General features: G+C 39.9%; 27 protein-coding genes and 2 pseudogenes. 8 read left to right on the forward strand and 21 right to left on the reverse strand.

Going from position 1 to position 24,980, the window contains the following annotated elements; translation table 11 throughout:
- Window positions 1–27: 27 nt before the first annotated feature.
- A complete protein-coding gene (locus AC5WOF_RS03275; RefSeq protein WP_496048513.1) occupies window positions 28–594 on the reverse strand; it encodes a TetR/AcrR family transcriptional regulator in 567 nt (188 codons plus the stop codon).
- 160 nt (window positions 595–754) lie between these two features.
- On the opposite strand from AC5WOF_RS03275, the gene AC5WOF_RS03280 reads away from it, so the two are divergent.
- A complete protein-coding gene (locus AC5WOF_RS03280) occupies window positions 755–1,732 on the forward strand; it encodes an NADP-dependent oxidoreductase (RefSeq protein WP_496048514.1) in 978 nt (325 codons plus the stop codon).
- A 167-nt stretch (window positions 1,733–1,899) separates the two neighbouring features.
- On the opposite strand, the gene AC5WOF_RS03285 is transcribed toward AC5WOF_RS03280, so the two are convergent.
- Entirely contained in the window at window positions 1,900–2,817 is a 918-nt protein-coding gene (locus AC5WOF_RS03285) for a PhzF family phenazine biosynthesis protein (RefSeq protein ID WP_496048820.1), read from the reverse strand.
- 115 nt (window positions 2,818–2,932) lie between these two features.
- Between AC5WOF_RS03285 and AC5WOF_RS03290 the strand changes: the two genes are divergently transcribed.
- Both AC5WOF_RS03290 and AC5WOF_RS03295 read left to right on the forward strand, forming a co-directional pair.
- Window positions 2,933–3,337 (forward strand): LysR family transcriptional regulator, encoded by a 405-nt coding sequence (locus AC5WOF_RS03290; RefSeq protein WP_496048515.1) that lies wholly within the window; start codon window positions 2,933–2,935, stop codon window positions 3,335–3,337.
- Window positions 3,338–3,342: 5 nt separating this feature from the next.
- Complete coding sequence (locus tag AC5WOF_RS03295; protein WP_496048821.1) at window positions 3,343–3,813, forward strand: LysR family transcriptional regulator substrate-binding protein; 471 nt, start codon at window positions 3,343–3,345, stop codon at window positions 3,811–3,813.
- Between the two features lie 58 nt (window positions 3,814–3,871).
- Here the strand turns inward: AC5WOF_RS03295 and AC5WOF_RS03300 are convergent.
- From AC5WOF_RS03300 to AC5WOF_RS03315, 4 genes and pseudogenes are all read right to left on the reverse strand, one after another.
- A pseudogene (locus AC5WOF_RS03300) lies at window positions 3,872–4,702 on the reverse strand (RtcB family protein); the annotation flags it as partial.
- A gap of 214 nt (window positions 4,703–4,916) precedes the next feature.
- Entirely contained in the window at window positions 4,917–5,540 is a 624-nt protein-coding gene (locus AC5WOF_RS03305) for an RtcB family protein (RefSeq protein WP_496048516.1), read from the reverse strand.
- Window positions 5,541–5,771: 231 nt separating this feature from the next.
- On the reverse strand, window positions 5,772–6,614 hold the full coding sequence (locus AC5WOF_RS03310; protein WP_496048517.1) for an aldo/keto reductase: 843 nt from the start codon (window positions 6,612–6,614) through the stop codon (window positions 5,772–5,774).
- Entirely contained in the window at window positions 6,607–7,818 is a 1,212-nt protein-coding gene (locus tag AC5WOF_RS03315; RefSeq protein ID WP_496048518.1) for an MFS transporter, read from the reverse strand. Before AC5WOF_RS03315 ends, AC5WOF_RS03310 begins: the two co-directional genes overlap by 8 nt.
- Window positions 7,819–8,016: 198 nt before the next feature.
- On the opposite strand from AC5WOF_RS03315, the gene AC5WOF_RS03320 reads away from it, so the two are divergent.
- Window positions 8,017–8,379, forward strand: coding sequence for a winged helix-turn-helix transcriptional regulator (locus AC5WOF_RS03320; protein ID WP_496048519.1), 363 nt, complete (start codon window positions 8,017–8,019; stop codon window positions 8,377–8,379).
- An 18-nt stretch (window positions 8,380–8,397) separates the two neighbouring features.
- Here AC5WOF_RS03320 and AC5WOF_RS03325 read toward each other — a convergent pair whose 3' ends face one another.
- Entirely contained in the window at window positions 8,398–9,054 is a 657-nt protein-coding gene (locus AC5WOF_RS03325; RefSeq protein WP_496048520.1) for an NAD-dependent epimerase/dehydratase family protein, read from the reverse strand.
- The gene (locus tag AC5WOF_RS03330; protein ID WP_496048521.1) at window positions 9,051–9,389 is read right to left on the reverse strand and encodes a winged helix-turn-helix transcriptional regulator; all 339 of its coding nucleotides are present in this window, start codon (window positions 9,387–9,389) and stop codon (window positions 9,051–9,053) included. Before AC5WOF_RS03330 ends, AC5WOF_RS03325 begins: the two co-directional genes overlap by 4 nt.
- Window positions 9,390–9,539: 150 nt before the next feature.
- Here AC5WOF_RS03330 and AC5WOF_RS03335 point away from each other — a divergent pair, with 150 nt between their 5' ends.
- The 3 genes and pseudogenes from AC5WOF_RS03335 to AC5WOF_RS03345 all read left to right on the forward strand — a co-directional run.
- On the forward strand, window positions 9,540–9,821 hold the full coding sequence (locus AC5WOF_RS03335) for a hypothetical protein (protein ID WP_496048522.1): 282 nt from the start codon (window positions 9,540–9,542) through the stop codon (window positions 9,819–9,821).
- An 85-nt stretch (window positions 9,822–9,906) separates the two neighbouring features.
- The gene (locus tag AC5WOF_RS03340; RefSeq protein WP_496048523.1) at window positions 9,907–11,001 is read left to right on the forward strand and encodes an NADH:flavin oxidoreductase; all 1,095 of its coding nucleotides are present in this window, start codon (window positions 9,907–9,909) and stop codon (window positions 10,999–11,001) included.
- 131 nt (window positions 11,002–11,132) lie between these two features.
- Window positions 11,133–11,342 (forward strand): annotated as a pseudogene (locus AC5WOF_RS03345) (IS4 family transposase); the annotation flags it as partial.
- A 473-nt stretch (window positions 11,343–11,815) separates the two neighbouring features.
- On the opposite strand, the gene AC5WOF_RS03350 reads toward AC5WOF_RS03345, so the two are convergent.
- The 7 genes from AC5WOF_RS03350 to AC5WOF_RS03380 all read right to left on the reverse strand — a co-directional run bounded on the left by AC5WOF_RS03350 (window position 11,816) and on the right by AC5WOF_RS03380 (window position 19,732).
- A complete protein-coding gene (locus AC5WOF_RS03350) occupies window positions 11,816–12,121 on the reverse strand; it encodes a hypothetical protein (RefSeq protein ID WP_496048524.1) in 306 nt (101 codons plus the stop codon).
- A gap of 579 nt (window positions 12,122–12,700) precedes the next feature.
- On the reverse strand, window positions 12,701–13,729 hold the full coding sequence (locus AC5WOF_RS03355) for a cytochrome d ubiquinol oxidase subunit II (RefSeq protein ID WP_496048525.1): 1,029 nt from the start codon (window positions 13,727–13,729) through the stop codon (window positions 12,701–12,703).
- Entirely contained in the window at window positions 13,719–15,077 is a 1,359-nt protein-coding gene (locus AC5WOF_RS03360; RefSeq protein ID WP_496048526.1) for a cytochrome ubiquinol oxidase subunit I, read from the reverse strand. The genes AC5WOF_RS03355 and AC5WOF_RS03360 overlap by 11 nt, the downstream gene beginning before the upstream one ends.
- An 86-nt stretch (window positions 15,078–15,163) precedes the next feature.
- Window positions 15,164–16,138: an alpha-ketoacid dehydrogenase subunit beta gene (locus AC5WOF_RS03365; RefSeq protein WP_496048527.1), complete on the reverse strand. Its 975-nt coding sequence runs from the start codon at window positions 16,136–16,138 to the stop codon at window positions 15,164–15,166.
- Window positions 16,110–17,162, reverse strand: a complete 1,053-nt coding sequence (locus tag AC5WOF_RS03370) for a thiamine pyrophosphate-dependent enzyme (protein WP_496048528.1) — start codon at window positions 17,160–17,162, stop codon at window positions 16,110–16,112. The genes AC5WOF_RS03365 and AC5WOF_RS03370 overlap by 29 nt, the downstream gene beginning before the upstream one ends.
- 183 nt (window positions 17,163–17,345) lie before the next feature.
- Window positions 17,346–17,606: an AbrB/MazE/SpoVT family DNA-binding domain-containing protein gene (locus tag AC5WOF_RS03375; RefSeq protein ID WP_028777806.1), complete on the reverse strand. Its 261-nt coding sequence runs from the start codon at window positions 17,604–17,606 to the stop codon at window positions 17,346–17,348.
- 185 nt (window positions 17,607–17,791) lie between these two features.
- On the reverse strand, window positions 17,792–19,732 hold the full coding sequence (locus AC5WOF_RS03380; RefSeq protein ID WP_496048529.1) for an AMP-binding protein: 1,941 nt from the start codon (window positions 19,730–19,732) through the stop codon (window positions 17,792–17,794).
- A gap of 213 nt (window positions 19,733–19,945) precedes the next feature.
- Between AC5WOF_RS03380 and AC5WOF_RS03385 the strand changes: the two genes are divergently transcribed.
- The gene (locus tag AC5WOF_RS03385) at window positions 19,946–20,665 is read left to right on the forward strand and encodes an alpha/beta hydrolase (protein WP_496048530.1); all 720 of its coding nucleotides are present in this window, start codon (window positions 19,946–19,948) and stop codon (window positions 20,663–20,665) included.
- Window positions 20,666–20,884: 219 nt separating this feature from the next.
- Here AC5WOF_RS03385 and AC5WOF_RS03390 read toward each other — a convergent pair whose 3' ends face one another.
- From AC5WOF_RS03390 to AC5WOF_RS03415, 6 genes are all read right to left on the reverse strand, one after another.
- Window positions 20,885–21,817 carry a UCP032817 domain-containing protein gene (locus tag AC5WOF_RS03390; protein WP_496048531.1) on the reverse strand — a complete coding sequence of 311 codons (933 nt, stop codon included), beginning with the start codon at window positions 21,815–21,817 and terminating at the stop codon, window positions 20,885–20,887.
- A gap of 112 nt (window positions 21,818–21,929) precedes the next feature.
- Window positions 21,930–22,346: a BrxA/BrxB family bacilliredoxin gene (locus AC5WOF_RS03395; protein ID WP_496048822.1), complete on the reverse strand. Its 417-nt coding sequence runs from the start codon at window positions 22,344–22,346 to the stop codon at window positions 21,930–21,932.
- 343 nt (window positions 22,347–22,689) lie between these two features.
- The gene (queF, locus tag AC5WOF_RS03400) at window positions 22,690–23,166 is read right to left on the reverse strand and encodes a preQ(1) synthase (protein ID WP_496048532.1); all 477 of its coding nucleotides are present in this window, start codon (window positions 23,164–23,166) and stop codon (window positions 22,690–22,692) included.
- Window positions 23,167–23,559 (reverse strand): 6-pyruvoyl trahydropterin synthase family protein, encoded by a 393-nt coding sequence (locus AC5WOF_RS03405; RefSeq protein WP_496048533.1) that lies wholly within the window; start codon window positions 23,557–23,559, stop codon window positions 23,167–23,169.
- A 47-nt stretch (window positions 23,560–23,606) separates the two neighbouring features.
- Window positions 23,607–24,278 (reverse strand): 7-cyano-7-deazaguanine synthase QueC, encoded by a 672-nt coding sequence (gene queC, locus AC5WOF_RS03410; protein ID WP_496048534.1) that lies wholly within the window; start codon window positions 24,276–24,278, stop codon window positions 23,607–23,609.
- Window positions 24,279–24,280: 2 nt separating this feature from the next.
- Window positions 24,281–24,967 carry a 7-carboxy-7-deazaguanine synthase QueE gene (locus tag AC5WOF_RS03415; protein WP_496048535.1) on the reverse strand — a complete coding sequence of 229 codons (687 nt, stop codon included), beginning with the start codon at window positions 24,965–24,967 and terminating at the stop codon, window positions 24,281–24,283.
- Window positions 24,968–24,980 lie beyond the last annotated feature (13 nt).

Below are 24,980 nucleotides of genomic sequence, written 5' to 3' on the forward strand. Positions count from 1 at the left end.
CAGATAACGTCCGCAGGGGGAGCTGCCTTATTGTACTTCTATTCCTTCTGTTACCATCGTCAAAATATAAGCCGCCATTTCGTCTTCAGAATATGTTTCTTTCCCTTTACTCCAATCCGCTGCTACCCCAAATATGGTCCAGCTCATCATCCAAATCATCGTTTTTATCGGAACTTTCCATCCGTTTTTTGGAGTTGGAATTTGCTCCAGCCAGTTGAGCAATATGTCGTACAACTCTTCCTGTACCGCTCTTTCAAACAGTGGGTTCATCGTTTCCGTTGGACGGCAGTACAGATGGACTTTAAAATATTTTAATGTCATTTGGATGAGGATTTTGAGATTTTCCAATCCCCAATTAGCATCTGGTGCTAATTCTTCAGCTAAATGGTGTTGAAATTGTTCTCGAATGATCGTCTCCAATAACATATATTTATCAGAAAAATGGGTATAAAAAGTCCCTCGATTTACATCCGCTCGATCAGCGATATCTTGAACGGTCATCGCTTCAAATCCTTTTTCCTCCATTAATTCTAAAAACGCCTGTTTCAAGAGGCGAACTGATTTCCGAACACGGCGATCTAACTTTTGTTCCATATTTTATCTTCCTTCTTCAACATTTTTTTGCAAGTGTTGAATAACGAACAAATCTATAAGTTTAGCGATTGAAAGCATTGATGCTTCATCATAACATTTTCTTAACAAGTTATTGTTACACAACATCTGTTTTTTATCTAATAAGAAAAGGAAGATTGTGATGGTAAATCAAAATACAAACGAAATGAAAGCTATTCGGATACATGAGTTCGGAGGACCAGAAGTATTAAAGTATGAAAATATCTCAATCCCCGCTATTTCCAAAAACGAAGTACTCATCCGTATCCAAACAGCCGGTGTGAACCCTGGCGATTGGCAAATTCGTTCTGGTTTGACAAATGTACCTGTCGAGCAAAGAGAAGAATTCAAAAAAAATTTCCCACTGCCTTATACACTTGGATATGACGTATCTGGAATCGTAGAAGAAGTAGGTAGTGAAGTATACGATTTTAAACGCGGCGATGCTGTTTACGGCATGATCCCTGGAGCTTATGCAGAGTTTACCATTGCACCCCAAACGCATATTGCACCAAAACCAAAAATACTACCTCATGCAGAAGCCGCAGGAGTACCGATGTCCGCATTGACAGCTTGGCATAGCCTATTTGACCAAGGTAACTTACAATCCGGTCAAACCGTGCTTATTAATGGAGCTTCAGGTGGTGTTGGCCACTTTGCTGTACAGATGGCAAAAGCAAAAGGAGCCAAAGTTATTGGAGTAGCATCTGGTAAAAATGAATCCTTTTTGCGTAGTTTAGGAGTAGATGTATTCATCGATTACACCAAAACTTCTTTTGCAGAAATGGATCAAACTGCCGATTTGATAATGGACACAGTAGGAGGAGAAGATGGAAGTAATTTATTACAAGTACTCAAACCAAATGGAACCTTGACTTCTTCCACTTGGGGAAATTATGATTCTCCCATTGTTCAAAAGCGTTCTTTAAATATACAGCCTATGAGTTTGTTTGAAGCGGAAACAGCCAAACTCAATCAAATTACAAAACTGATAGACGAAGGACAAGTAAAAGTGAAAATCGAACAAATTTTTCAACTGAAAGACGCAGCAAAAGCACATACGCTCAGTGAGAGTCGGCGGGCAAGAGGGAAAATTATTTTACAAGTGGCAGAGCTATAAATTGCTACTTTTGTATCCATAGGCAGATTTTTTTGTGCTATTTGTAAAAGAACGCTATTCTCTGAACTGCACCCCAATTGTTAGACACTCCTGACTCAAAAGAATAGCGTTCTTTTATGTCCTGTCTAACCATGGGGACCAGTACATTGCGAATATAGCAACTCAAGTCATTCACTCTCAGGTAGGTGCAAAGATCCCTCTATCACAACAACAGCTGATCCACCCACTTGAATCACAGGTTCCGAGTCAGACATTCCTTTCGTAACGGAGAGAAACAAAGTCCCTGGCCTACCAATTGCATGGCCTTGTGCAATTCTGAGATTTTGCATTTGATCAAACGAGAGAATTCCTTCTAACAAAAGATATCCAGCAAGGGCTCCGTTTGCCGCACCAGTAACAGGATCTTCCGGAATACCAACTGCCGGAGCAAAATCACGTGTGTACAAATCATAACCTTGTTCCACTGTATCAAAAGTAAACAAATGGGTCGTGCTGGCCTTTTGTGACTGGTTTAATTTTTTGAGTTCATCCAGCAGTGGTTGAGCAGTTTCAATATCCTTTTGAGACTTAACAGGAACGATAAGATGCCAGTTCCCTGTATATGCTAGTTTTATTGGATACCTCTGATCCAAAGCCTCTGTTGAAATGCCAACTACCCGGACGATCTCCTTCACATCTATTTGGACATTTTGAAGTTTAGGAGGAACTTGTGTCATTGTCACAGCAGTGAGTTCTTCCTTTTCTTTCGTAAATTCTACAGGAATTACTCCTATATTAGTTTCCAATACAATTTTGTCTGATTTATCTTTCCATCCATACTTTGTAGCTAGTAACCAAGACAGACCAATCGTAGCATGGCCACAAAAATCAATTTCATCTGTAGGAGTAAAATAACGAACACGGAAATCGATCCCGGGCTGATCAGTGGAAAAGAGAAATGCTGTCTCCGACAGGTTAAGCTCTCTTGATATGTTTTTCATCTCTTTTTCCGTCAGTCCATCTGCCTTGGGTACAACTCCTGCTGGATTTCCTCCAAAAGGAACATTGGTAAAAGCGTCCACATGATAAACGGAAATATTTCTCATCATTTCCTCATCCTTTTCTCGTTGTTAAAGAAAGTTTACAAGATAATCTATGATTAGTACAATGAATCTTATTAATCGTAAATATGAGTTTTATCTCATGTATGGAGTGAACCCGATGACACTATTGCAGTTGGAAGTATTTATGAAAGTCATCGAGACAGGAAGTTTTACCCGTGCAGCGGAGTCCCTTAATTTAACACAGTCTGGGGTAAGCCATACCATTGCAGGATTAGAAGCGGATTTGGGGCTTTCCTTGTTGATAAGGAGTCGTAATGGGATATCTTTAACGGATACTGGAAAGAGATTACTTTCCCATATCCGAGAAATCCTTCGTCATGTGGAACATATGGAACAAGAGGTGGCAGCACTAAATGGTTTGAAAACCGGAATGGTGAAAATCGGTTGTTTTCCTAGTGTCTCAGCAAACCTACTCCCCAAACTTATCCGTTCTTTTCGATCCATATATCCAGGAATTAAAGTCGAAATCCAAGAAGGAGGCTATAATGCCATTCATTCTTGATAGCAATGGGTACTGTTGATTTAGGATTTGTCGTCTTACCGAATAAAGATTTGGAAACCATTTCGCTGCTGACAGATCATTTATTTGCACTCTTGCCAGTAGATCATCCTTTGTCGAAAGAAACAGAGCTTTGTGCAGCACAGTTATGCAGCAATCCATTTATTATGCCAAAAGCAGGATGTGACGCACAGGTAAAAGGTTTCTTTCGCTCTAGTAAAGTAAGTCCAAATACAGAGTTTGAGATACTGGATAACAATACGATTATCTCTATGGTTCACGAAAGATTAGGAATTACGATCATACCGGAAATGGCCTTACCGAAACCGTTATCAGGGCTATGTGCTATTCCATTAACCCCAGCCGTATATCGTCCAATTGGCTTAGCAGTTCGATCTCTAAAAAACGCCTCTCCTGCTGTGAAAGCTTTTATACAAGCAGCAAAAACGAGTTTACTTGAATTGGACCAGGAAATATAAATTATTATATTAAAGCCCCTTCATTGTATCGAGCAACAATGAAGGGGACTTTTCACTACTAAACTCCTTTGATGACTGCTAGTGGTTTGCATTCTGCGACAACAGAAGCTAGCCCTGCTCCTTCGATCGAATCAATGATTTGATCGACATCTTTGTACGCTTGTGGACATTCATCAAGAATACTTTGCAATGTACGTTGATTGACTAATACTTCTTCATCTGTACCTACTTTCATTGACTCAGCAAATTCGTCAATAGTGATCAACTCTTTGGTAGCACGTCTGGAACGAACACGTCCAGCACCATGACAGATAGAATAGAAGTTTTTCTCTCCGCCTTTTGCTCCTACCATGATATACGATGAAGTACCCATCGATCCAGGGATGAGTGCTGGGTGCCCAGTCTCTTTATAAGCTTCTGTATTTAAGAAGTGTCCAGCAGGCAGAGCCTTGGTCGTTCCTTTCCGGTGAACGAGCATCGGTTGATTACGGTGAAATTCTTTCAACGCATAGTTATGCATCAAATCATACAATACAGGCGATTCGAAGTCTGATCCGAACACTTCTTTAAAGCCTTCCCGCACGCCGTAAGCAAGCATATGGCGATTCACAACCGCAAAATTTAAGGCCGAATACATCAGGTTAATGTATTGTTGCCCTTGATCGGAATCAATCGGCGCATAAACGAGGTTTGGATCAGGGGTTCCAACGCCCCATCTGCTCATCGCTGCTTTAAAATCTTTGGAATACTTGGGTCCCATCATTCCTCCCCAAGCTCTAGAACCAGAGTGGATCATGATGACAACTTGTCCATCTTTCAGTCCCCATTTTTCCGCAATTTCTCGATTTTCTTCCCGAATATGGATCGCTTGAATTTCAATAAAATGATTCATTTGTTACTATTACGAAGCTATATCGTAACGGGTTGATCATTTCTGTCAACCTCTACAGGTTCTTTTTTCCTGTAGTTCGGAGCACACCTTCATCCCTAGCATAAGCTAGTAGGATGCCCAAGTCCCTCTGCTCTCTACGGGGCGTATTACCGCTTCCCACGGAATTCCCATCTCAGGGTTTCCCGTTTTGGACGAGTTTTTAACTAATACATTACTGTGCTAGGGAGGCAATCCTTTTACCTCCACCAAGTGTTCCCACTTGCTGCCAAGCGCGGCTCCACATTTTATCTGGGATATGTTCTAAGAAATCAGTGTTAAATTCAAACTTAGCATGTTCAACATGAGTCATCGATTTACGTTGTTTTGGGGTATAACGATCTGGTATATACTCAGGCGGCAAACCATGCAAACCTTCGGAAACGATCTTTTCCACCCGAATATTTTTATAATGAGATGCCGACCTTTCGTTGGCTGGCACAAATTTTTCAATCGATTTTATTAGTTCTCTTCGTAGTTTTTTATCTTGAATATCTTCTTTTTTCAATGGGGTCAAATGAACACGCATTCCACAACCGATATCCGAGCCCACAATGGATGGTGAGACAAATCCATCTCGCATATTCCACACGGCTGTTGTTCCGATACATGTTCCGATTCCCACATGGGCATCAGGGGTGTAACTCATGTGTACATTTCGCGGTATTTGCAAATTATTATCCGCCATATGATACACTTTGTCTTCAAGCGATGCGAAAACTTCATCGTTGGCAAAGATATGAAGCTTTCCATGAGATAATTCTACTTCTCTGTGATTTTTGCCATGATTTTTTAACATTTTATATAATCTCCTTTTCAGGAAAAGAACTAACATTTCGTATTTTACTATTTTTTCACATATAAAGCCATAATTTATCCCTTTTTCTTTATCGTTAAAATCCGATTTTCGAAGAAAAATATCAACTTTCAAAATGATATTTCTAAAAATACCAATTGGATGCGAATGATTTTACAAAAGTTAACACAAAAAAAGTACTCCTTTATTGATAAGGAGTACTTTGCTAATTGATTAAAAATCAAAGTTATCTGGGTCTGGACCTACACGTAAATCTTGATTTAACCCGCTGATCCGCTGTATTTCACCTTCTGTCAACTCAAAATCAAAGACCGAAGCATTTTCGATAATCCGATGTTCTTTTGTAGATTTGGGTATGGTCACTACTTTATTTTGCAGATCCCATCTTATGATTACTTGTGCAGTGGATTTATTGTATTTTTCACCTATTTCTTGGAGTACTTCATTGTTTAACAACTGCCCTTGCATCAATGGGGACCATGCTTCTATTTGAATCTCATGTTCTGAGCAGTATGCTCGTAGCTCTTTTTGTGTAAGCCTAGGATGAAACTCCACCTGATTGATAACTGGTTTTACCTCCGCTTTTTCCATCAAGTTTTCTAGGTGATGGACTTGAAAATTACTCACACCAATCGCTCGAATTTTTCTTTGGTGATACAATTTCTCCATTGCTTTCCAAGCAGCTTGATACTTGCCTTCCACAGGCCAGTGAATCAGATAGAGGTCCAAGTAATCCAAATTCAACTTTTTTAAACTCGTTTCAAAAGCAGCTAATGTCTCTTCATAACCAAGATCGGCATTCCACACTTTTGAGGTCACAAATAAATCTTTACGGGAAATATTTGCAGCTTCCAATCCTTCTTTTATTCCTTGTCCGACTCCTTCTTCGTTTGCATAAATTGCAGCAGTATCAATACTGCGATAACCATGAACAATTGCAGTCTTCACTGCATGTACTAACTCCGGACCTTCTTCTACTTGGAATACACCAAGTCCCAGCCAGGGCATTTTTACCCCATTGTTTAATGTTGTTGTATCTTGTAAATGATTAGGCACTTTTCCTAACTCCTTCACTATAAGATGAATCGTCTTTTTCCAAGCTCCAGCTCCAAGCTGTCAAAACGATTGCTACAACTACCATGAGACCACCGACCCATGGAGTATGAATCAATCCCATTTTGTCAGTAATCCATCCTCCAATATACGATCCCAAAGCAATACCAGCGTTAAAAGCCGCAATGTTAATCGCTGATGCTACATCCACTGCACTTGGCACAAAACGCTCTGCAAGCATAACCACATACACCTGTAGTCCTGGAACATTCATAAAAGCAAACAGTCCCAAAAAGAATACCGTTACAAGTGATGCAATTGGAAATGGTGCAGTGAAAGTAAACACGAATAATACAATAGCTTGCACCAAAAACATAAAAAATAATGCTTGGATAGGCTTTTTATTTGCCAATTTTCCACCGACCGTGTTTCCAATCGCAATGGCAATACCATAAACAAGCAATATAATTGCTACAGTGGAAGACTTAAATCCAGATATCTCTTGAAGTAATGGTGAGAGATACGTAAATACAACAAATGTACCTCCATAACCTAAAGCAGTAATGATAAAAATCAATAGAAGTCGACCATTGGTAATTAATTTTTTCTGATCTTTCCAGCTCGTTGGCTTGCCTTTGCGTAAATCAGATGGAATAAGAAATATCGTAGCAATCAATGCTACAATCCCTACGATGACAATCGCTACAAAGGCAGTTCTCCAGCCTAGTTGCTGCCCAAGAAAAGTTCCAAACGGTACACCTGTCACTGTAGCCACTGTCAATCCTGTAAACATCATGGAGATCGCACTTGCCCTTCGATCTTCCGGTACCAGATCGGCCGCAATCGTAGAACCAATGGACATAAAAACACCATGGGCTAAAGCAGACACCACACGAGCAAGTAACAATATGCCGATATTCGTTGCTGCTGCGGCAATACTATTTCCGATGATAAATATTATCATTATCCATAACAGGAGAGATTTTCGCGACATTCGTGAAGTCAATGACGTAAGAACAGGCGCTCCAATCGTAACACCTAAAGCATATAAGGAAACGGTCAAACCAGCTGTGGTGACCGGTATATTTAAATCAGATGAAATAAGTGGTAATAGCCCTACACTGATAAATTCCGTAGTTCCGATCGCAAATGCACTAATCGCTAACGCGAGCAATGCAAGTGTACTTCTTTTTCCTTGCATCGTCATTACTATTCCCCCCTAACATCCTAGTTGTATTATCTGATAGATGAATGGAAATCATACAACAAAAAATGTGTTTTTTTGTCGATCACAAGATGCTATTATGAGGGAAAAAAGAACAATCGGGAAGTACGCACTTTATTGTGCTATAGTCACCAAAAAGTAATGTAGTAACTTTGAAGTAATGGAGAAGGAGAGAGAAAAATGCTAAAAAAGAAATACAATGTCTCAGTTGAAGCTGCACTAGAGGTAATCGGGGGAAAATGGAAATGTGTAATTCTCTGCCATTTAATGCGGGGAAAAAAACGAACTAGTGAACTCAAAAAGTTGATGCCTGCCATCACTCAAAAAATGCTCATCCAACAGCTCAGAGAATTAGAAGAAGATGAGGTCATCAATCGCATTGTTTATCAACAAGTCCCTCCAAAAGTCGAATATGAACTAAGTGACTATGGTCATGGTTTAGAAGCAATATTGAATTCATTATGCGCTTGGGGAGAACAGCACATTATCCGCGTCTATGGAGATAAAGAAAGTATGTTAGAAGAAAGCATTTTAAACCAGTGAAAAGAGTGAAGCATAAGTTCACTCTTTTGCTAATTTCACAATATCTTTTACTTCCAAAATGGGATTAGGATAACCTTTTTGGACACAATGAATCATTGCTTGTCCAACTTCGCGAAGGGTAGATACATACATAGGAAAAATTCGTTTCCATGCAGGATACATCCAACTAAATAGATAGTACCATTTTTTCGTATTTTTTAATCCTTCTATAGGTTGCATATAGCCAGCTCGAACCATATAGGTTTGACGAAAAGGTAGTCTCATTAAATCATTCTCTGTTCTCCCTTTTACTCTTGCCCACATACTTCTACCCGTTTCTGAACTGTCCGTCCCTGAACCAGAAACGTAACAAAAAACCATATTTGGATTTTGTTTAACGAAGAGATTTGCGATGTACATCGTCAAATCATACGTCATATGCGCATAATCCGCTTCCTTCATACCGAAAGACGAAACCCCCAAACAATAAAAACAAGCATCATAGTCCACCAACTGATCTTCTATTTCTGACAAATCGAAAAAATCAGGTTGGATGATCTCTTCTAATTTTGGATGACTTACCCCACACGGTCTTCGATTGAGGACTAACACATGATCCACTTCTTTATGTGACAAGCATTCGTGCAGCACTCCTTCCCCCACCATGCCCGTTGCACCTGTAATGATCACCCTCATCTAACTTTCACTTCCTCTTCCTCCAAATTCACAATACCCCATTTTTCACCCCAAACCCCCATTTGTACTAAAATAGTTCTGTATTCTCTTCCTTTTTGGGTAAGTGAATATTCTACCGTTACGGGAACAGTAGGATATACTTCTCGATGGACAACTTCTATTTTTTCTAGATGGCGAAGCGTATCGGTTAACGATTTTATGCTTATATTGCCTATATTTCTTCGTAGTTGATTGAAACACTGTGCTTTAACACACAATTGAGCAATGACAAAATAGGACCATTTTCCATTGATCACTTCTAAAGCTGCCTGAATTGGAATTGCACAGGGGTGCATATCTTTTTTCCTCAGTTTTCCCACCTACTTACTATTTATCAGTAACTCTATTCTCCGAGTTTATACCAAAAAAAGTGCGTTCTTACTAAAGTATATCATTTGACTTATCATCAAAGGAGATGAGATAAACACAAGAAAGAAGGAGCTCAGATGAGAAATTCAGATAAAACTATTTTGGTCTTAGGTGCTACATTGTACTTGGGAAAAACTTTTTCATTGGCAAGTGATTCCGTAACTCCGCCAAATATTGCAGCAGCTATTTCCCGGGTATCTGGAAAAAAGATTATCTATAAGCAATTTCCGATTGAACAATTGCGTAAACAAGACGAGGAAATAGCTAAGGTCTATGAATGGATCAACAAAGGTAATAGTAAGGTAAATTTATCGTATTTACGAAAACTCCATCCTAACTTGTTGACTTTTGACAAATAGTTAGAAAAAAAGGGTAAAATAAAATTTGAATCCTTTTTCCGAGAAAACCAAGGGAAATAATAATAGTTTATCAGGAGGAAATCTAATGAGTAAATCAGTTGGAGCTTTGTTCCAACCTTTTCAAATCAACAAACTAACTCTTGCCAATCGAATTGTCATGGCACCGATGACTCGTGCATTTTCACCAAATGGTATACCGACTGAAGAGGTTACTACTTACTACAAAAGACGAGCTGCTAATGAAGTTGGTTTGATCATTACTGAAGGTACAGTAATTAACCATCCTGCTGCATCTAGCGATCCCAATGTTCCTTTCTTTTATGGGAAAGAAGCCTTGCAAGGGTGGGGGAAAGTAGTAGAAGCGGTTCATGCGGTTGGAGGTAAAATTATCCCTCAGCTCTGGCATGTGGGAATTCAGCGGCCTATCGGCAGTCACCCTTTCCCAGATGTAAAACCTATTAGTCCCTCTGGTATCACTTCCACAGGAGAAAAAGTAGCAGATGGATTGACAGTAGAAGAAATAAAAACCATTGTCGCAGCATATGCGGAAGCTGCTGCAAATGCTAAACGTATCGGCTTTGATGGAATGGAGCTGCATGGTGCACATGGGTATTTAATCGATCAGTTTTTCTGGGAAGCAACCAATAAACGAGCCGATCAATATGGTGGTGATTTGGTAGGAAGAACTCAATTTGCAGTTGAGGTCATTGGAGCATGCCGGGAAGCTGTTGGCCCTGATTTTCCGATCGTATTCCGTTTTTCTCAATGGAAAATTGGTGCATATACGGAGAAACTTGCAAAAACTCCAGCAGAACTCGAACAATTTCTCACACCATTATCTGAAGCTGGTGTAGATATTTTTCATGCTTCTACTCGTCGGTTTTGGGAGCCGGAATTCGCAGATTCCGAATTAAATTTAGCAGGATGGACAAAGAAATTGACAAACAAACCTACAATCACCGTAGGCTCTGTCGGATTGGATGATGTCTTCGCGCCAGGAATAAAAGCCAATAATGCTCCTACTGATGCTTTAATCGATCGACTCCAAAAACAAGAATTTGATCTTGTCGCAGTTGGAAGAGCTCTATTAGTTGATCCTGCTTGGGCGAGCAAATTGCATACAGGAAAAACAGAGGAAATGATTCCATATTCACCAGAAGCACTCCAAACATTGTCCTAAGATGAAGTTAAAGGGCGGGAGTTTCCCCATATCCATCAAGTTAAGCGAAGCGAATGTTGGAAAGGAAGGAAATAGCATATGTCGTATACAAAGGAAGGCACACCAAACAAGCCTAGTTAGGCTTGTTTGGTGAACATAAAGCTTTTTACACGATTCAAACCTATTTTCCTTTGTTTCACCAAGCAATCCAACAGGAAAACACCCAAGCCTATGCAAAGATCTTGCTTCGTCTGTTTCACCTGCTAGAGAAAAACGGACGAAAGTCTCACCGCTATGAGAAAAAGACAGTCTTTGACATACTGGGTGTTGTCTACGAATACCACAAATGTAGCATAGCATAATCTGGTTCATCTCACAAATTCCGTTGCTATTGCTAACTGTTCGAGTTCCATTTGAGAAAGATATTTTTGCAATACCTGTGAAAACAAATGAAGTTCTTCTTTGGTGGATACATTCACAGAAAACACGCCATCCTTTCGTTTTTCAAATCCTATAGAAAAAATAGCGTGTTTTTTTAAGGGACTATTTTGTTTTTAGCTTGAGGAGCATGTCGCCATACCTTCTCAATGTATGAATTGGTGCCATACATCACAAAAAAATCACTCCCCACAACGAATAGTGATCTTTTTTCTTTATGTTGTATTCCATTATTTACGGCGCCGGGCAGTTGGATGAAGTAGTCAATCGCCATATTGCTATGACAAGGAATCTCCATATACAACTCTACCCAGCTTCGTAGCTCAACTACAGCTAAGACGGGTCTCCCTCCCCTTACAGAGGAAGGAGACCACGCCTCATGATGCTGAAAAAGATGTTACGCCTTTCCAGCAGCCTTCATGATCCCGATGATGAACGCACCGCCGATGCAGAGGCCCAGCACCACACAGGCGACTGATCCGACCGTGGCCCCCAGAGTGCCACCGATAACAGCACCCGTGACATCTCCCCCGAGGGAGAGTCCAATGAGCGTGCCACCAGCGGTAGAACCACCGACGACCGCGCCTCCCACGATAGCAACGGGAGTGGCGAAGCGGTTCTTCTCGCTCAGCTGGCGGTTGATCATGTGAGCAGCGCCAGCGCCAGCGGCTACGGAGGACAGGATGATGATAGCAGAGAGCATTTCTCTTCTCCCTTTCGGGTCAGCTACGATATAACTCTCTTCATTATAGCTAGTTTCCCGCAATTGCTCAAGCCAACTGATGGAACAGAGTTGGCTGCTTCTTTTTTGATCCTCATAAACTTTACTCTTCTTAGCTTGATGGCAATGGGGAGTTTCCCGCCTTTACCTTTGTTATACAAAAATATATTTTAAGTAATTAGTCTCAAAACATAACTAAAAACTTGGGTTTCCCCAAGTTTTTTATCTATGGAAATGATATTGTTTGCGGCGGCACACTCGAGAGTGTGCCTGTACTTGCTACGGCCAGGGCATGGACGCTCCTTGCTGGTTTCCGGCTCCGCCGGGATCTTTTCTCTCGCTGTCGCTGAACTTGACCGCTAGGGCCAGGGCATCGCTGTCCTTACTCTTGCAGGGTTGTTTCGCTAGAGAGACTTAGACTCGGTGAGCCGTCAAACCTGTGAACGCTACGGCCAGGTCACAACAAGTACCTTTCGTCTTGACTAATTTCAATATATTAAATCTATCTTTCGAAGTCAATAGAAAATTATTAGTTTTCATATACTTCCCAATACCTAAAAACTACTCCTCTTGCCGCAAATACCTGCGATCTTTTAAAAATAACCGCCAGAATAAATAAAACCCAGGAACCAACACTGCCAGACCAACTACATACACCCAGAATAATGCCCGGAAAGTTACCTCTCCAGTAAATCCTGTAGTTATCGTCATATAAGGATAGACGATATAGGGCATGTGAGCAGATGCATAAGCATAACTGGCGATAATATACTGCATCACAATCAAAAGCACTGCTACGCGAGGTTTGCCAATGCTATCACTTCTTGCATCAGGCCACCAGAGAGAGCTGTAACCGATCAAATAGAACAAGATCGATAATAAAAACCACTCTCCTTGATCGAATAAATTATCTAGTAACCATTTGGCTTCTGGTTCTAAAACGAGCAAGGTGAGCATTGCAGAGACCAATGTCACAGGACCAACGATGATCGCCTTCTTCCGATAAACGCGATAGGTCTCCTCTTTTCCAGCTTCTTTCGCGTAATCTGCCAGAAAAAGAGAAGACAGAAACAACTCGGATGTCAGCCCAAATAACATGTAGTAGTAGGTGGAAATACTCGTCAACCATTTCATAGTTAAGAGTGTTTCTACACCATTTTTTATCCCAATAAACGGTCCTTGGGTGACTGGTAAGGCACTGATCAAGAGAATCGGTATAAAGAATCCAGCAATTCCAGAAATAATACGCAAAGTTTGTTGATAACTTTGAACGGAATAAGCAAACACCATGAATGCACTGCGCAGACTGATGAGAATGAGCACAATGCTGACAGGCACTAACAGAACGGTTCCTAAGGTGAAAGCAGCTTTTGGAAAAAAACTGACAAAAGAAACCACCAATAAAACCAAAAAAGTATTGGTCACTTCCCATGTAGGGGATAAAAATCGATTGGCAATGACTCCCGCCTCTGTATTCCGGCGAAAATAATACATCGACCAAAAGCTAGAACCAAAATCGATCGCTCCTAAAATCGCATATAGAAATAAAAACACTCCAACGATAAAACTGGCAATCACCTCAGGTAGCATGTCCATCACCTCGCTTCGCCAATTCTTTAGCCAATGGATTTCGTTGAAAATAGATTCGCATCACTACTACGACCAATACACTGAGCAAAAGATAGAGCAAACCAAACAAAACAAATAAATTTCCTACATGAGCAGCTCTAGTCGCAGCTTCTGAAGTACGTTGAAACCCATAAATCGTCCAAGGTTGGCGCCCGCTACAACTGAATATCCAGCCAAACTCAATCCCCAGCATCGCTAAGGGACCAGAAGCCACAAGAACCCATACTAACCAATTTGGGAAAGCACGCTGCCTTTTGTGATGGAAAAACCACCAATTGACAAGAGCAATAAAAGATAAAGCTAACAACAGCATTCCGATCCCAACCATAATGTTGAATAACGTATGAACATAAAATGGCGGCCATGTTTCTTCTGGGAATTCATATAAACCTTTTACTTCTGTACTCGGCCAATTTCCAGCCAAAATACTAAGTGCATAAGGAATCTCGATTCCATATTTCACTTCATGAGTAGCGGGGTCAGTATATCCACCGATAGACAAGGGGGCATAACGCTGGGTTTCAAATAAGCCCTCAGCAGCAGCAAGTTTTTCTGGTGAGTGTTCATGCAGCCCTTGAGCAGAGCCATGACCCGATAATGCTGTGATGGCACTCATCACGAATCCCACAACCAACGAAACAAATAAACTTTTACGATGAAAAGTGAGTACTTTTCTATCTTGTGTCGGCGTTTTGAGGTAGCGATAGGCAGATACAGAAGCAATAGCAAATGCACCTGCCATAAACGCGCTTATCGCTACATGAAATGCTGCCCATCCATAACTTGGATTGAAAAAGGCAGCCCAAGTATTCACATTTTTAATGGTTCCATCTGCATACATATCAAAGCCTGCTGGAGTGTTCATCCACGTATTTGCAGAAGTAATGAGTGTCGCAGATGCAGTAGCTCCCACACTTACAAAAAAAACGGATAAGACTCTCATTTTTCCGGACAAGCGATCTGCAGCATAAACATAAATAGACATAAATAAAGCTTCTAAAAAAAAGGCAAAAATCTCGATTTGAAACGGAATCGAAATCACTTGCCCAACGATTTTCATGAAACCAGGCCATAGCAATGTAAGCTGAACACCGACAATCGTTCCACTCGGTATACCTACACCTAATAAAATAGCAAATGCTTTTGTCCATCGTTTTGCCATTAGCTCATAATCTTTATCTTTTGTTCGTTGATAAATGATCTCGCTTACCAAAATCATGAATGAAATGCCAACTGCTAAAGTGGCAAAAATGATATGAAAAGCTAAAGAAGTGCCAAAGAAGGCTCTTGTGAGTGTCGTTTGATCCATTTTTCGAGCCCTTTCAAAAACGTATTTGGCTTCATTCTTTCCTATTGAACCCTCTTTTATGAGAAATTATGGAAGATAATTTTGATTCATTGAAAGTAGACAAGCTCCATTACTGCATGCACAATCTTATCAACACTCGGCAAATAAGCATGTTCTAAAGCAAATAACGGATAGGGGACATCATAGCCAGTAACACGTTTTATCGGGGCTTCTAATGAATCGATCACTTCTTCGGCAAGGCGCGCTGCAATTTCTGCTCCTACTCCACATGTACGAGGTGCTTCATGAACAATGACTGCTCGACCTGTCTTTTTAACGGATTCAAAAATCGTAACTTCATCAATCGGAGAAAGCGATTGTACATCGATTATTTCTGCTGAGATGTCTTGTTCAAGCAGCAATTGATCTGCTTCTTTCAATATCGAAATCATTGCACCCCATCCAATTAGTGTCACATCTTCTCCTCGTTTGATCACCTTCGCTCTATCGATAGGGAGAGTGTAATGGTCAGCAGGCACCTCTTCTTTTTGGGTACGATACAGGCGCAGAGGCTCTAAAAACAATACTGGATCAGGACATTCAATCGCACCGAGCAACAATCCTTTTGCCGTAAAAGGGGAAGAAGGAACAACAACCCTCAGACCCGGAGTGTGAGCAAAATACGCTTCCGTTGAATCTGAATGCAGCTCAGGAGCGCCAATACCGCCTCCATAAGGTGCTCGGATGACGATAGAATTAGAAAATGTACCTTGTGAACGCAGACGCATTCTGGCAACATGGGACACAATTTGCTCAAATGCTGGTGTAATAAAACTGAGAAATTGTATTTCTACTATTGGTTTAAAACCACCCATAGCCAGTCCTAAGGATGAACCAACAATCCCTGCTTCTGACAAAGGTGTATCGATCACCCGTTCACTTCCAAACTGCTTCCAAAGCCCTTCTGTAGCACGAAAAACACCACCATTTTTCCCGATATCTTCCCCCAAAAGCAAAACACTTTCATCCGTTTCTAAGGCAACACGTTGTGCATCAGCAATGGATTGAACCATTGTTAGCATATGATGCTACCTCCTCTTGCTGCTTTTTCAAGCATTCTGGTATTTGGTGATAAACATGTTGAAATAAACCTATTGGTAAGTCAGGTTGGTATTTTTCGACTTCTCGAATTGCTTGATCTAACTGTTTTGCCACCTGCCCATCTCCTTGTAATTGCTCATCCTCGTCTAGTAATCCTTCTCTTAGACATAGTTGCTCATAACGGTAAAGAGGATCACGATTTAGCCAAATACGTACCTCTTCTTCTGAACGATATCGACTTGCATCATCAGCGGTAGTATGAGCTCCAGTCCGATAGGTGATCGCTTCGATCAATGCAGGCCTTTGTTTACCTCTAGCTGTCTTAACAACATCATATACTGCTAATACATCGTTTCCATCTACTTGATAAGCATCCATATCATAGGAAACTGCTCTTTCTACTACCGTTTTGCTGGCAGATTGCTCTGAAAAGGGCACGCTGATCGCATAGCCATTATTTTGGCAAAAGAATAGAACGGGTAAGTCATATACACCAGCAAAATTTAACGCTTCATGGAAATCGCCTTCTGAAGTAGCCCCATCCCCAAAGTAGGCAATTGCAATCCCTGTCTCTCCTCTTTTTTTCATGGCCCATGCTGCCCCTGCTGCTTGAGGCAGCTGAGTTGCTATTGGTACGGTTGGTGGTACGTAACGACATCCAGCGGGAGGTTTGCACCCTTCGATTTGTCCGGACCAATACTGAATGATAGAGGTAATAGGAATACCTAACGTATAAGCTACTCCTTGTTCTCGGTAACTTGGAAAAATCCAATCCGTTTTATCTAATGCATAAGCACTTCCAACTTGTGCCGCCTCTTGGCCTTCAATTGGAGCATAAGTACCAATTTTTCCTTGTCGTTGCCATAAGACCATTCTACGATCAAAAAGTCTTACTGAACGGAGTAAACGTAAGAGATCTAATTTCTCCTGCTCCCTAAGTGTCAACCAAAAAGAGGCTCCATCATCTGTTAAAGTACCGCATGGCAATAAATGGTTAATTAACATTGAGCCACCCCGTCATCTTTTTGTTAAATTAGTCTATTCATCACGGAGTTAGGCGTTCGTGGAAAAACAAACTCAATATTTAACCTGCCTTTTCGCAAAACAGACAATATTTTCATATATAAAATTACATAAATTTAAGATTATTTATTCTATTTATCTATAAAAAATAGCCGGTTGAACCGGCTATTCTGTAGGTGATGTTGCATATTTTGATGTTTCATTTACACAATCTTCGCAGATTATTTTTTCACGAAAATAAAAAAGTTGTTCAATACTTCCACAGATCACACAGCTAGGATTATAGCGTTTTAGCACAATATGAGTTTCATCAACAAATATCTCTACCCCATCTTGAGGTTGGATATTTAATTTTTCTCTTAATTCTTTTGGCAATACTATTCTACCTAAATGATCTACTTTTCGTATGATGCCAATGCCGTTCATGTTCCATCCCCTTTGCTTTATTTAATTATGCAAACATTGCCATCCGTTCTATCATACCAAATTTTGCGAAGTTAGAAATGAGACAATCTGGGGACAAATCAAAAAAGCCATCGATTTTCTTCATCAAATGGCTTTTTTGATATGTTTAACGTCTATTTTTTCTTCTTTTCAACAAGGGTACTTCATCAGAATTTTCGACATTGTTTGATAGCCTCTACAGCCTTTGATTTGTCTAATGTTGCATAATCTTCTAGCTGCTCTCCTAAATAAGAAGCCTTCACTACGGATCGCAAAATTTTTCCAGTTTTTGTTTTAGGAAGATCAGGAACAATATGCACACGTTTTGGTCGAAAAACTTTGCCCATTTTATCTGCTGCAAAGTTCATTAACTCTGATTCTATACCACTGGTATCTTCAATTTCCGAAATATGATGTAAAATAACAAAACAAATAACAGACTCACCTTTTTCCTCATGCGGAACTCCGATGGCACATGCTTCTAAAACAGCATGATGCCTCATTAAAATAGATTCCAGTTCAGCCGGGCCAAGTCTTGCACCACCTATTTTGATCGTATCATCCGATCGTCCATGAGTAAACCAATGACCGTCTACTTTACTGACCCAATCACCATGAACCCATACGTCTTTCCATCTTCCCCAGTAACCTTGCAGATATCTCGCTTTGTTATTCCAAATTCCTTTCGTCATTCCTACCCAAGGCTGTCGTAACACTAACTCTCCAATTGTCTGAGTGATGGAAGTACCAGATGGATCTAATATATCTGCATCCATCCCAGGTAAGACACTGTTAAAGCCACACGGCACATGTGGTTTTATTAAAACATTGCTGAGTATTCCTCCAGATACTTCTGTTCCTCCTGCATAATTAAAAATAGGTACTTGTTTTTTGCCAACTTGCTCAAATAGCCAATACCAAGAATCTTCCGTCCATGGTTCCCCAGTTGAACCGAAAACACGTAATGAACTGATGTCATGCATGGTGAGCCAAGATTGATCATGCTTCATAAGCCTACGAGCAATAGAAGGGGAAATCCCAAGATGTGTTACTCCATGTTTCTCCACAATGGCCCAAAGTCGATCGGCTGTAGGGTAGTCAGGAGTTCCCTCAAAAAGAAGCATGGTACTTCCATTCATCAGTGCTCCAAATACCATCCAAGGTCCCATCATCCAGCCCATATCTGTTGACCAAAACAATATATCTCCAATTCCCACATCCATTCCATAACCTGCATCAAACCCAGATTTGATCGGAAAACCAGCATGTGTATGTACTGTCCCTTTTGGTTTACTCGTATTTCCGGAAGTATATAAAATCATAAAAGGATCATCTGCATGAGTGATAAAAGGAACAGCTGGAGGCAACTGTTCCACAGGAGTATCCCATAAAACATCTCTTGCCTCATTTTTTTCAATATAACATCCTAATTTTTTTATCACTACCACTTTTTCGATAGTGGTTTGTTCAATTGCTTTATCCACTTCATCTTTCATATGTATTAATTTGCCGCATCTCCAGAACCCATCCGCCGTGATGACGACTTTTGCTTCACAGTCTTTGATTCGATATTGAAGGGCAACAGATTTATATCCAGAAAAACAGGGAACAGCAATTGCACCAATCCGAGCAATTGCCAACAGTGCAATCACATTTTCCGCAATCATTGGTAAATAGATGAGAACTCGGTCAGATGGACCAACACCTAATTGAAGAAGCAGTTTTGCAAATCGATTTACTTCATACAAAAGATCACGATAGGAGTACTTGATCGTTTTTCCATCTTCTCCTTCCCAGATAAGAGCCAATTGGTTTCTCATCTTCGGGTCTTCTACATATCGATCTAAACAATTGGTGGTAATATTCACCTTCCCACCTGCAAACCAGTGAGGAAAAGCTTTCCCTTGATTCAAATCGAGTACTTGTTGATACTTTTCATGCCAAACAATTCCCATATCTTCTTGAACGGCAGCCCAAAACTTACCCACATCATCAATAGAATATTGATAAAAATCATCCCAGTTATCATAGCCTAACTTTTGCATAAATGAGTAGAGCCTGCTTTGTTCTATCTGTTCTTGTTTCGGAATCCAGACAGATTGTTTCATCTTAAAAAAACACTCCTTGAAAATAGGACATAAATTAAAATTGCGAAAATAAAAAGACTATCATCCTTAAATAATAATAATAACTACTCTATCAAACTCTTTGCATTTTACCTAATCCCTGTTAATCTTGCTGACAAAAACGACATGGATTGATACGATATGGTGGAATAATAATAGGAACTGTACTACCTTGACTACGAAGGAGAAGTAAAAATGGAGCAGAAATATTTGAAACGAACCATAAAAAAAGAAAGTTTACAGAGCAGATACCTAGAAACTGAGAAGAAAGCTTTGGTATATCTTCCACCAAACTTTGATAAAAATCACAAATATCCTGCTTTATTCCTGCATGATGGTGATGATTACTTTTCATTGGGCAGAATTGCTACTCAGGCAAATAAGCTCATCGACGAGCAAAAAATAGAACCTATTATCATGATTGCAGTACCTGTAGAAAAAAAATTACGAACACGTGAATACTCTCCTATTGGAGATCGACAGCAAGCTCACATTGATTTCATGACAAAAGAACTACTTCCTTACATACAAGAACGTTATCCAATCAATAATGAAAACTTAGTTGCAGGGGGTTCTTCTCTTGGAGGGACTGTATCCTTATATATGGCTCTTCAGGACCCTATCTTGTGGAACAAGGTATTGTCTCAATCTGGTGCTTTTCTACCTCAGACCACTTCTTTGCTTTCTGGTAAAAAACTCGACTGGCTTTCCATTTACCAATCGATTGGTCTAGAAGAAATAAGTGTACCAACACATGTTGGAAATGTCGACTTAGTCAAACGAAATCGGGAGGTACATGAAATTTTCCAAGTAGCTGGAGCCAATGTTCATTACGTAGAACAAGATGGAGATCATACGTGGGGCACTTGGCAAAAAGAACTGCCTGTAGCTTTACAGTTTTTCTTTGCAAAATAGGACAAAAAAAGGACTGTATTCTCTTTTTTAGAGACATCCAGTCCTTTTTAAACAAATTATTTATCGCGATGGGTTTTGGATCAATCGTATTTAAGTGACTAGGTTGTAATGGTTAAGAAGAGAACAACTGCCAGTAGCAAGTGGATAAGTCCACCAAATGTTATTTCATCAATAACCCGATGAGCCAAACGATAAATACAATGCTATAAATATGCAAACCTAAGCTCCTACTTTTATTTCTTTGTACCACCTTTTGTTTTTCTCATAAAAATCTTCACGGTGATACATCGCTAAAAATAACGTACCAACGAGATGATTTTGGAGTGGATGTTCGTTTTTCGGTTGGACAGTTGTATTGAGACGGAATCGTTTCACATCTATACCGTGAACATCAACATGGGTTGCTAATAACTCAAGCATTGATTGTATTTTTTCAATTAAGGTATGAACAATCTCCTGCATAAAGGCAAAATGCGTGATGACATTTATATGGAAATATTTTTTCTCAAGTTCATCAGGTGTTAATGTTTGAAAATCGTGAATAACATCTTGCGAGAGTGCATGGCGCAAAAACGGCCCTAAAGCTGTGATACTATATGGTGTTGGTTCAAAAAGAAGCAAATAGATTAAATCAAACCAAGCTCGCTGCTCCCCGGGAGTTTCCGCTGTTTTTGGTTTCTCAACAATATCTGATTTACCTTCTGGAGGTCTAGAAACATTAGGTGAATGATGCAGTGTTGTCTTGATATATCGACTGGAAAACTCTTCATACTCCCTTGTAAACATCAGCATTTCATGCCAGATCACGTCTATTTCCTCGCTGTACATGGGAGCAGTTTTGAGCAATGCCGCCATAATTAAAAATCGTTGCCACTCAAACCATCTATTTTCAAATTCAACCATATTAATGTAATACTCTCGTATTACTCTTTCTTGAATCCAGGCTGGATAGTTTTTAGGATAAGATTCTTCTAAATGTTGCAACATATGTTTCATTGCTATTTGGTATTCTTCTCCATGGTTTACCGTACCGAGATTGGGCATTACATAGCTTTTTTCTATATTTACTTTCTTTGCTTGTCGATAAAAGACCATACCCATGATCATCATACCTATCAAAATAAACAACAAAAACGCAGCAAAAAGCTCCAAAAAAATTCTCCTTTCTCCTATGTTAGAAAACTTGTCCAAATGTGCAAAGGCACAAACCGCTAAAAAAAAGACACCCCAAACACTCTGATAAAGAGAGTGTTGGGCGGGTCTATTATTTACAGTGTTTATTGTAAGCTTCTGTGAGATTAGCTGTAATATTTTCTACTGGGACATTTTCAATTTCATGACGATGAATCATATGAACCAATTTCCCGTCTTTCATGATCGCAAAAGACGGGGATGAAGGCGGTTCTTGACCAAAATAAGTACGAGCTTGTTCTGTCGCCTCACGATCTTGACCTGCAAATACCGTATACAGATGATCTGGCTTAATTTCATTTTGTAAGGAAAGACCTACTGCAGGACGAGCAAGCCCAGCAGCACAGCCACAAACTGAGTTCACTACAACGAGTGCAGTACCTTTTGCGGCCTCCCCAGTTAAAGCCTCATCCACTTCTTCTGTAGTACGTAATTCTTTTATTCCTAATTGCGTAAGTTCGTCACGCATATGCTGCGTCATCATACGCATTTGATCCAAATAGAAATTTTGCATCGATTTCCGTTACGAAATGTATCCCTTATTTATTTCGTAACAGTTTCACCTCCTGGTTACTAAAATCTATAAAAATCTAAAAGAGGGCCACCGAACCAAGTAAAAGATGACATACCGTGGAGATTCTCACTCCATTCCGTCAGAAAGAGCGTTGCACTTGTCAGGTACCTACTGTATCAGACACAATCTGCGGCTCCCTGTTAGGGACGGCGATTGCGACAAACCATTTCTGTCATGGATCAGTTTGTCGAAAGGAATTTTAGCAGCTCCTCTCGCTATTGTAACCAACTATCGTGCGAGAGTAAATGGGGGAGAATTCCTATCGATTTGTGATTACTTCGGGATTCATATCATGTTGGAACAGTCGCTGATTCGCAACTTCTTCCCATCTTGTCCCTTTTTTACCGTAATTGGCATAAGGATCGATACTAAGTCCTCCTCGAGGTAAAAACTTACCCCAAACTTCGATATATTTTGGATCCATGATCTCTTTTAAATCTTTCATAATCGTCACAATGCAATTTTCATGAAAATCACCATGATTTCGATAACTAAATAAATATAGCTTTAACGATTTACTCTCCACGATTTTCTCATCTGGCACATAACTGATATAAATGGTAGCAAAGTCGGGTTGGTTGGTGATGGGACATAAACTTGTAAACTCCGGGCAATTGAATTTCACAAAATAATCTGTATCTGTATGGCGATTAGGAAATACTTCAAGTACATCAGGATCATAGGTAAAAGAGTAGACTGTCTCCTTTCCTAAGTGCTGCAAATTATGCTCTTCCATTTATGTCAACATCCTTTCGAAACGAACTGTAGCTTCATCTGTTTCTTGGATTTCTATCCACATCACTGCTGGTTGATTGTCCTTTTCTCTACAAAAGCGATCCACTTCATGAAAAAAAACTTCAGCTACCCGCTCTGTCGTAGGAGAAAATCCACCCATTTCCGGATTAAACTCAGGGAACTCATTTAACAAATGATGGTCATACTTTTTTGCGATGGCATGTTTAATATCACGATAATCGATTAGCATATGCTTCTCGTCTAGTTGAGTACCTTCTATACAAAACGTAACTTTATAGTTATGACCATGAATTCTTTCGCATTTACCTGCCCCATAAACTTGATGTGCACAGGCGATCCAAAAATGTTTCACTAAACGATATTTGCCTCTCACGTAAATGACATCCTTTATTAACCATTTTTCTTCTTGTTCATACCATCCTATTGATAAACAATGGGGTCCCTGATACCAGCTTCTTCAAAGCCCTTTATCCGAAGTCTACAGCTGTCACAAACTCCACAAGCAGCTTTAGCACCTATATAACAAGAAGTTGTTAAATGATAGGGAACTTGCAATTTTGCACCTAATTTTATCGTCTCTGCCTTACTCAATTGAATAATCGGGGTTTCAATCGATAATTTTTCTTCACTCGTCACCCCTATTTTGGTAGCTAAGTTTATGGTTTGATTCATCGATTCAATAAACTCTGGACGACAATCAGGATATCCACTGTAATCCACAAAACTAACTCCAGTATATATTTTTTTTGCCCCGATCACTTCTGCATATGCAGTCGCCAAAGATAAGAAAATCATATTGCGTGCTGGTACATAAGTGTTTGGTATCTGATCGGTTATTCCATCTGTTTGTACCATTTCCGTTTTATCCGTCAATGAGCTCCCGCCCAATTGCTGGAAAAAAGAGAGATTTACAATACGATGATGCTTGCTGACACCATAGTAAGCTGCAATTTGTTTGGCACACTCTACTTCTCGTTCATGTCTTTGTTCGTAATGAAAAGTAATGGGATATAATTCATATCCTGCATCTTTTGCAATTCCCATACAAGTGGTGCTATCTAATCCTCCACTGAGAACGATCACTGCTTTCATCCTTAAACTCCCCTTAAATCTGGATCCCAAATATATTTATGTGTTTGCAAGTTTAATTTCACTTTGGTAAGTTTATCAGCTAAAATCCAATTTACCAAGGTATCTGGTGCAAGTTTCCCCCAGACAGGACTAAACAACCCTGTTCCTTTGCGGTGAAGGTTTTTATAAGTGTGAATAGCGACCTCATAATCATTTCGATCTTGAACGACAAACTTAATCTCATCTTGATGATCGAGTAGATTAAAATTTTCTTCTATCATTTTATCTATCTCGCCACTCGCCGGGAGTTTATAGTCCATTATAAACCGCATCTTTTTCCCTACATTTTCATTTTTTTTGCGTAACGCTACAAATGGATCAAGTGCTATTGCTCCATTTGTTTCGATATGAATATCTTCAATGAATGATAAATTTGCCAATTCCTCAATTAGCTTTAATGACTTCTCCCCATGCATCAAAGGTTCTCCGCCTGTGAGACACACATTTACATTTCCCAAATCTGTTACTTTTTGGACAATTTCCTCAATGGTCGCGTAAAACTCCGCTTTCGATGGTGCATAGCTGTATGTAGTATCACACCACGTACATCGTAAATTACAATTAAATACTCTTACAAACGTAGTAGGAAATCCAGCCCGTAAACCTTCTCCCTCAACCGTTTCAAAAATTTCCACCATTGGCAATTTCATGTGATCACTCCGT

The organism is Shimazuella sp. NTD250, from assembly GCF_059510375.1.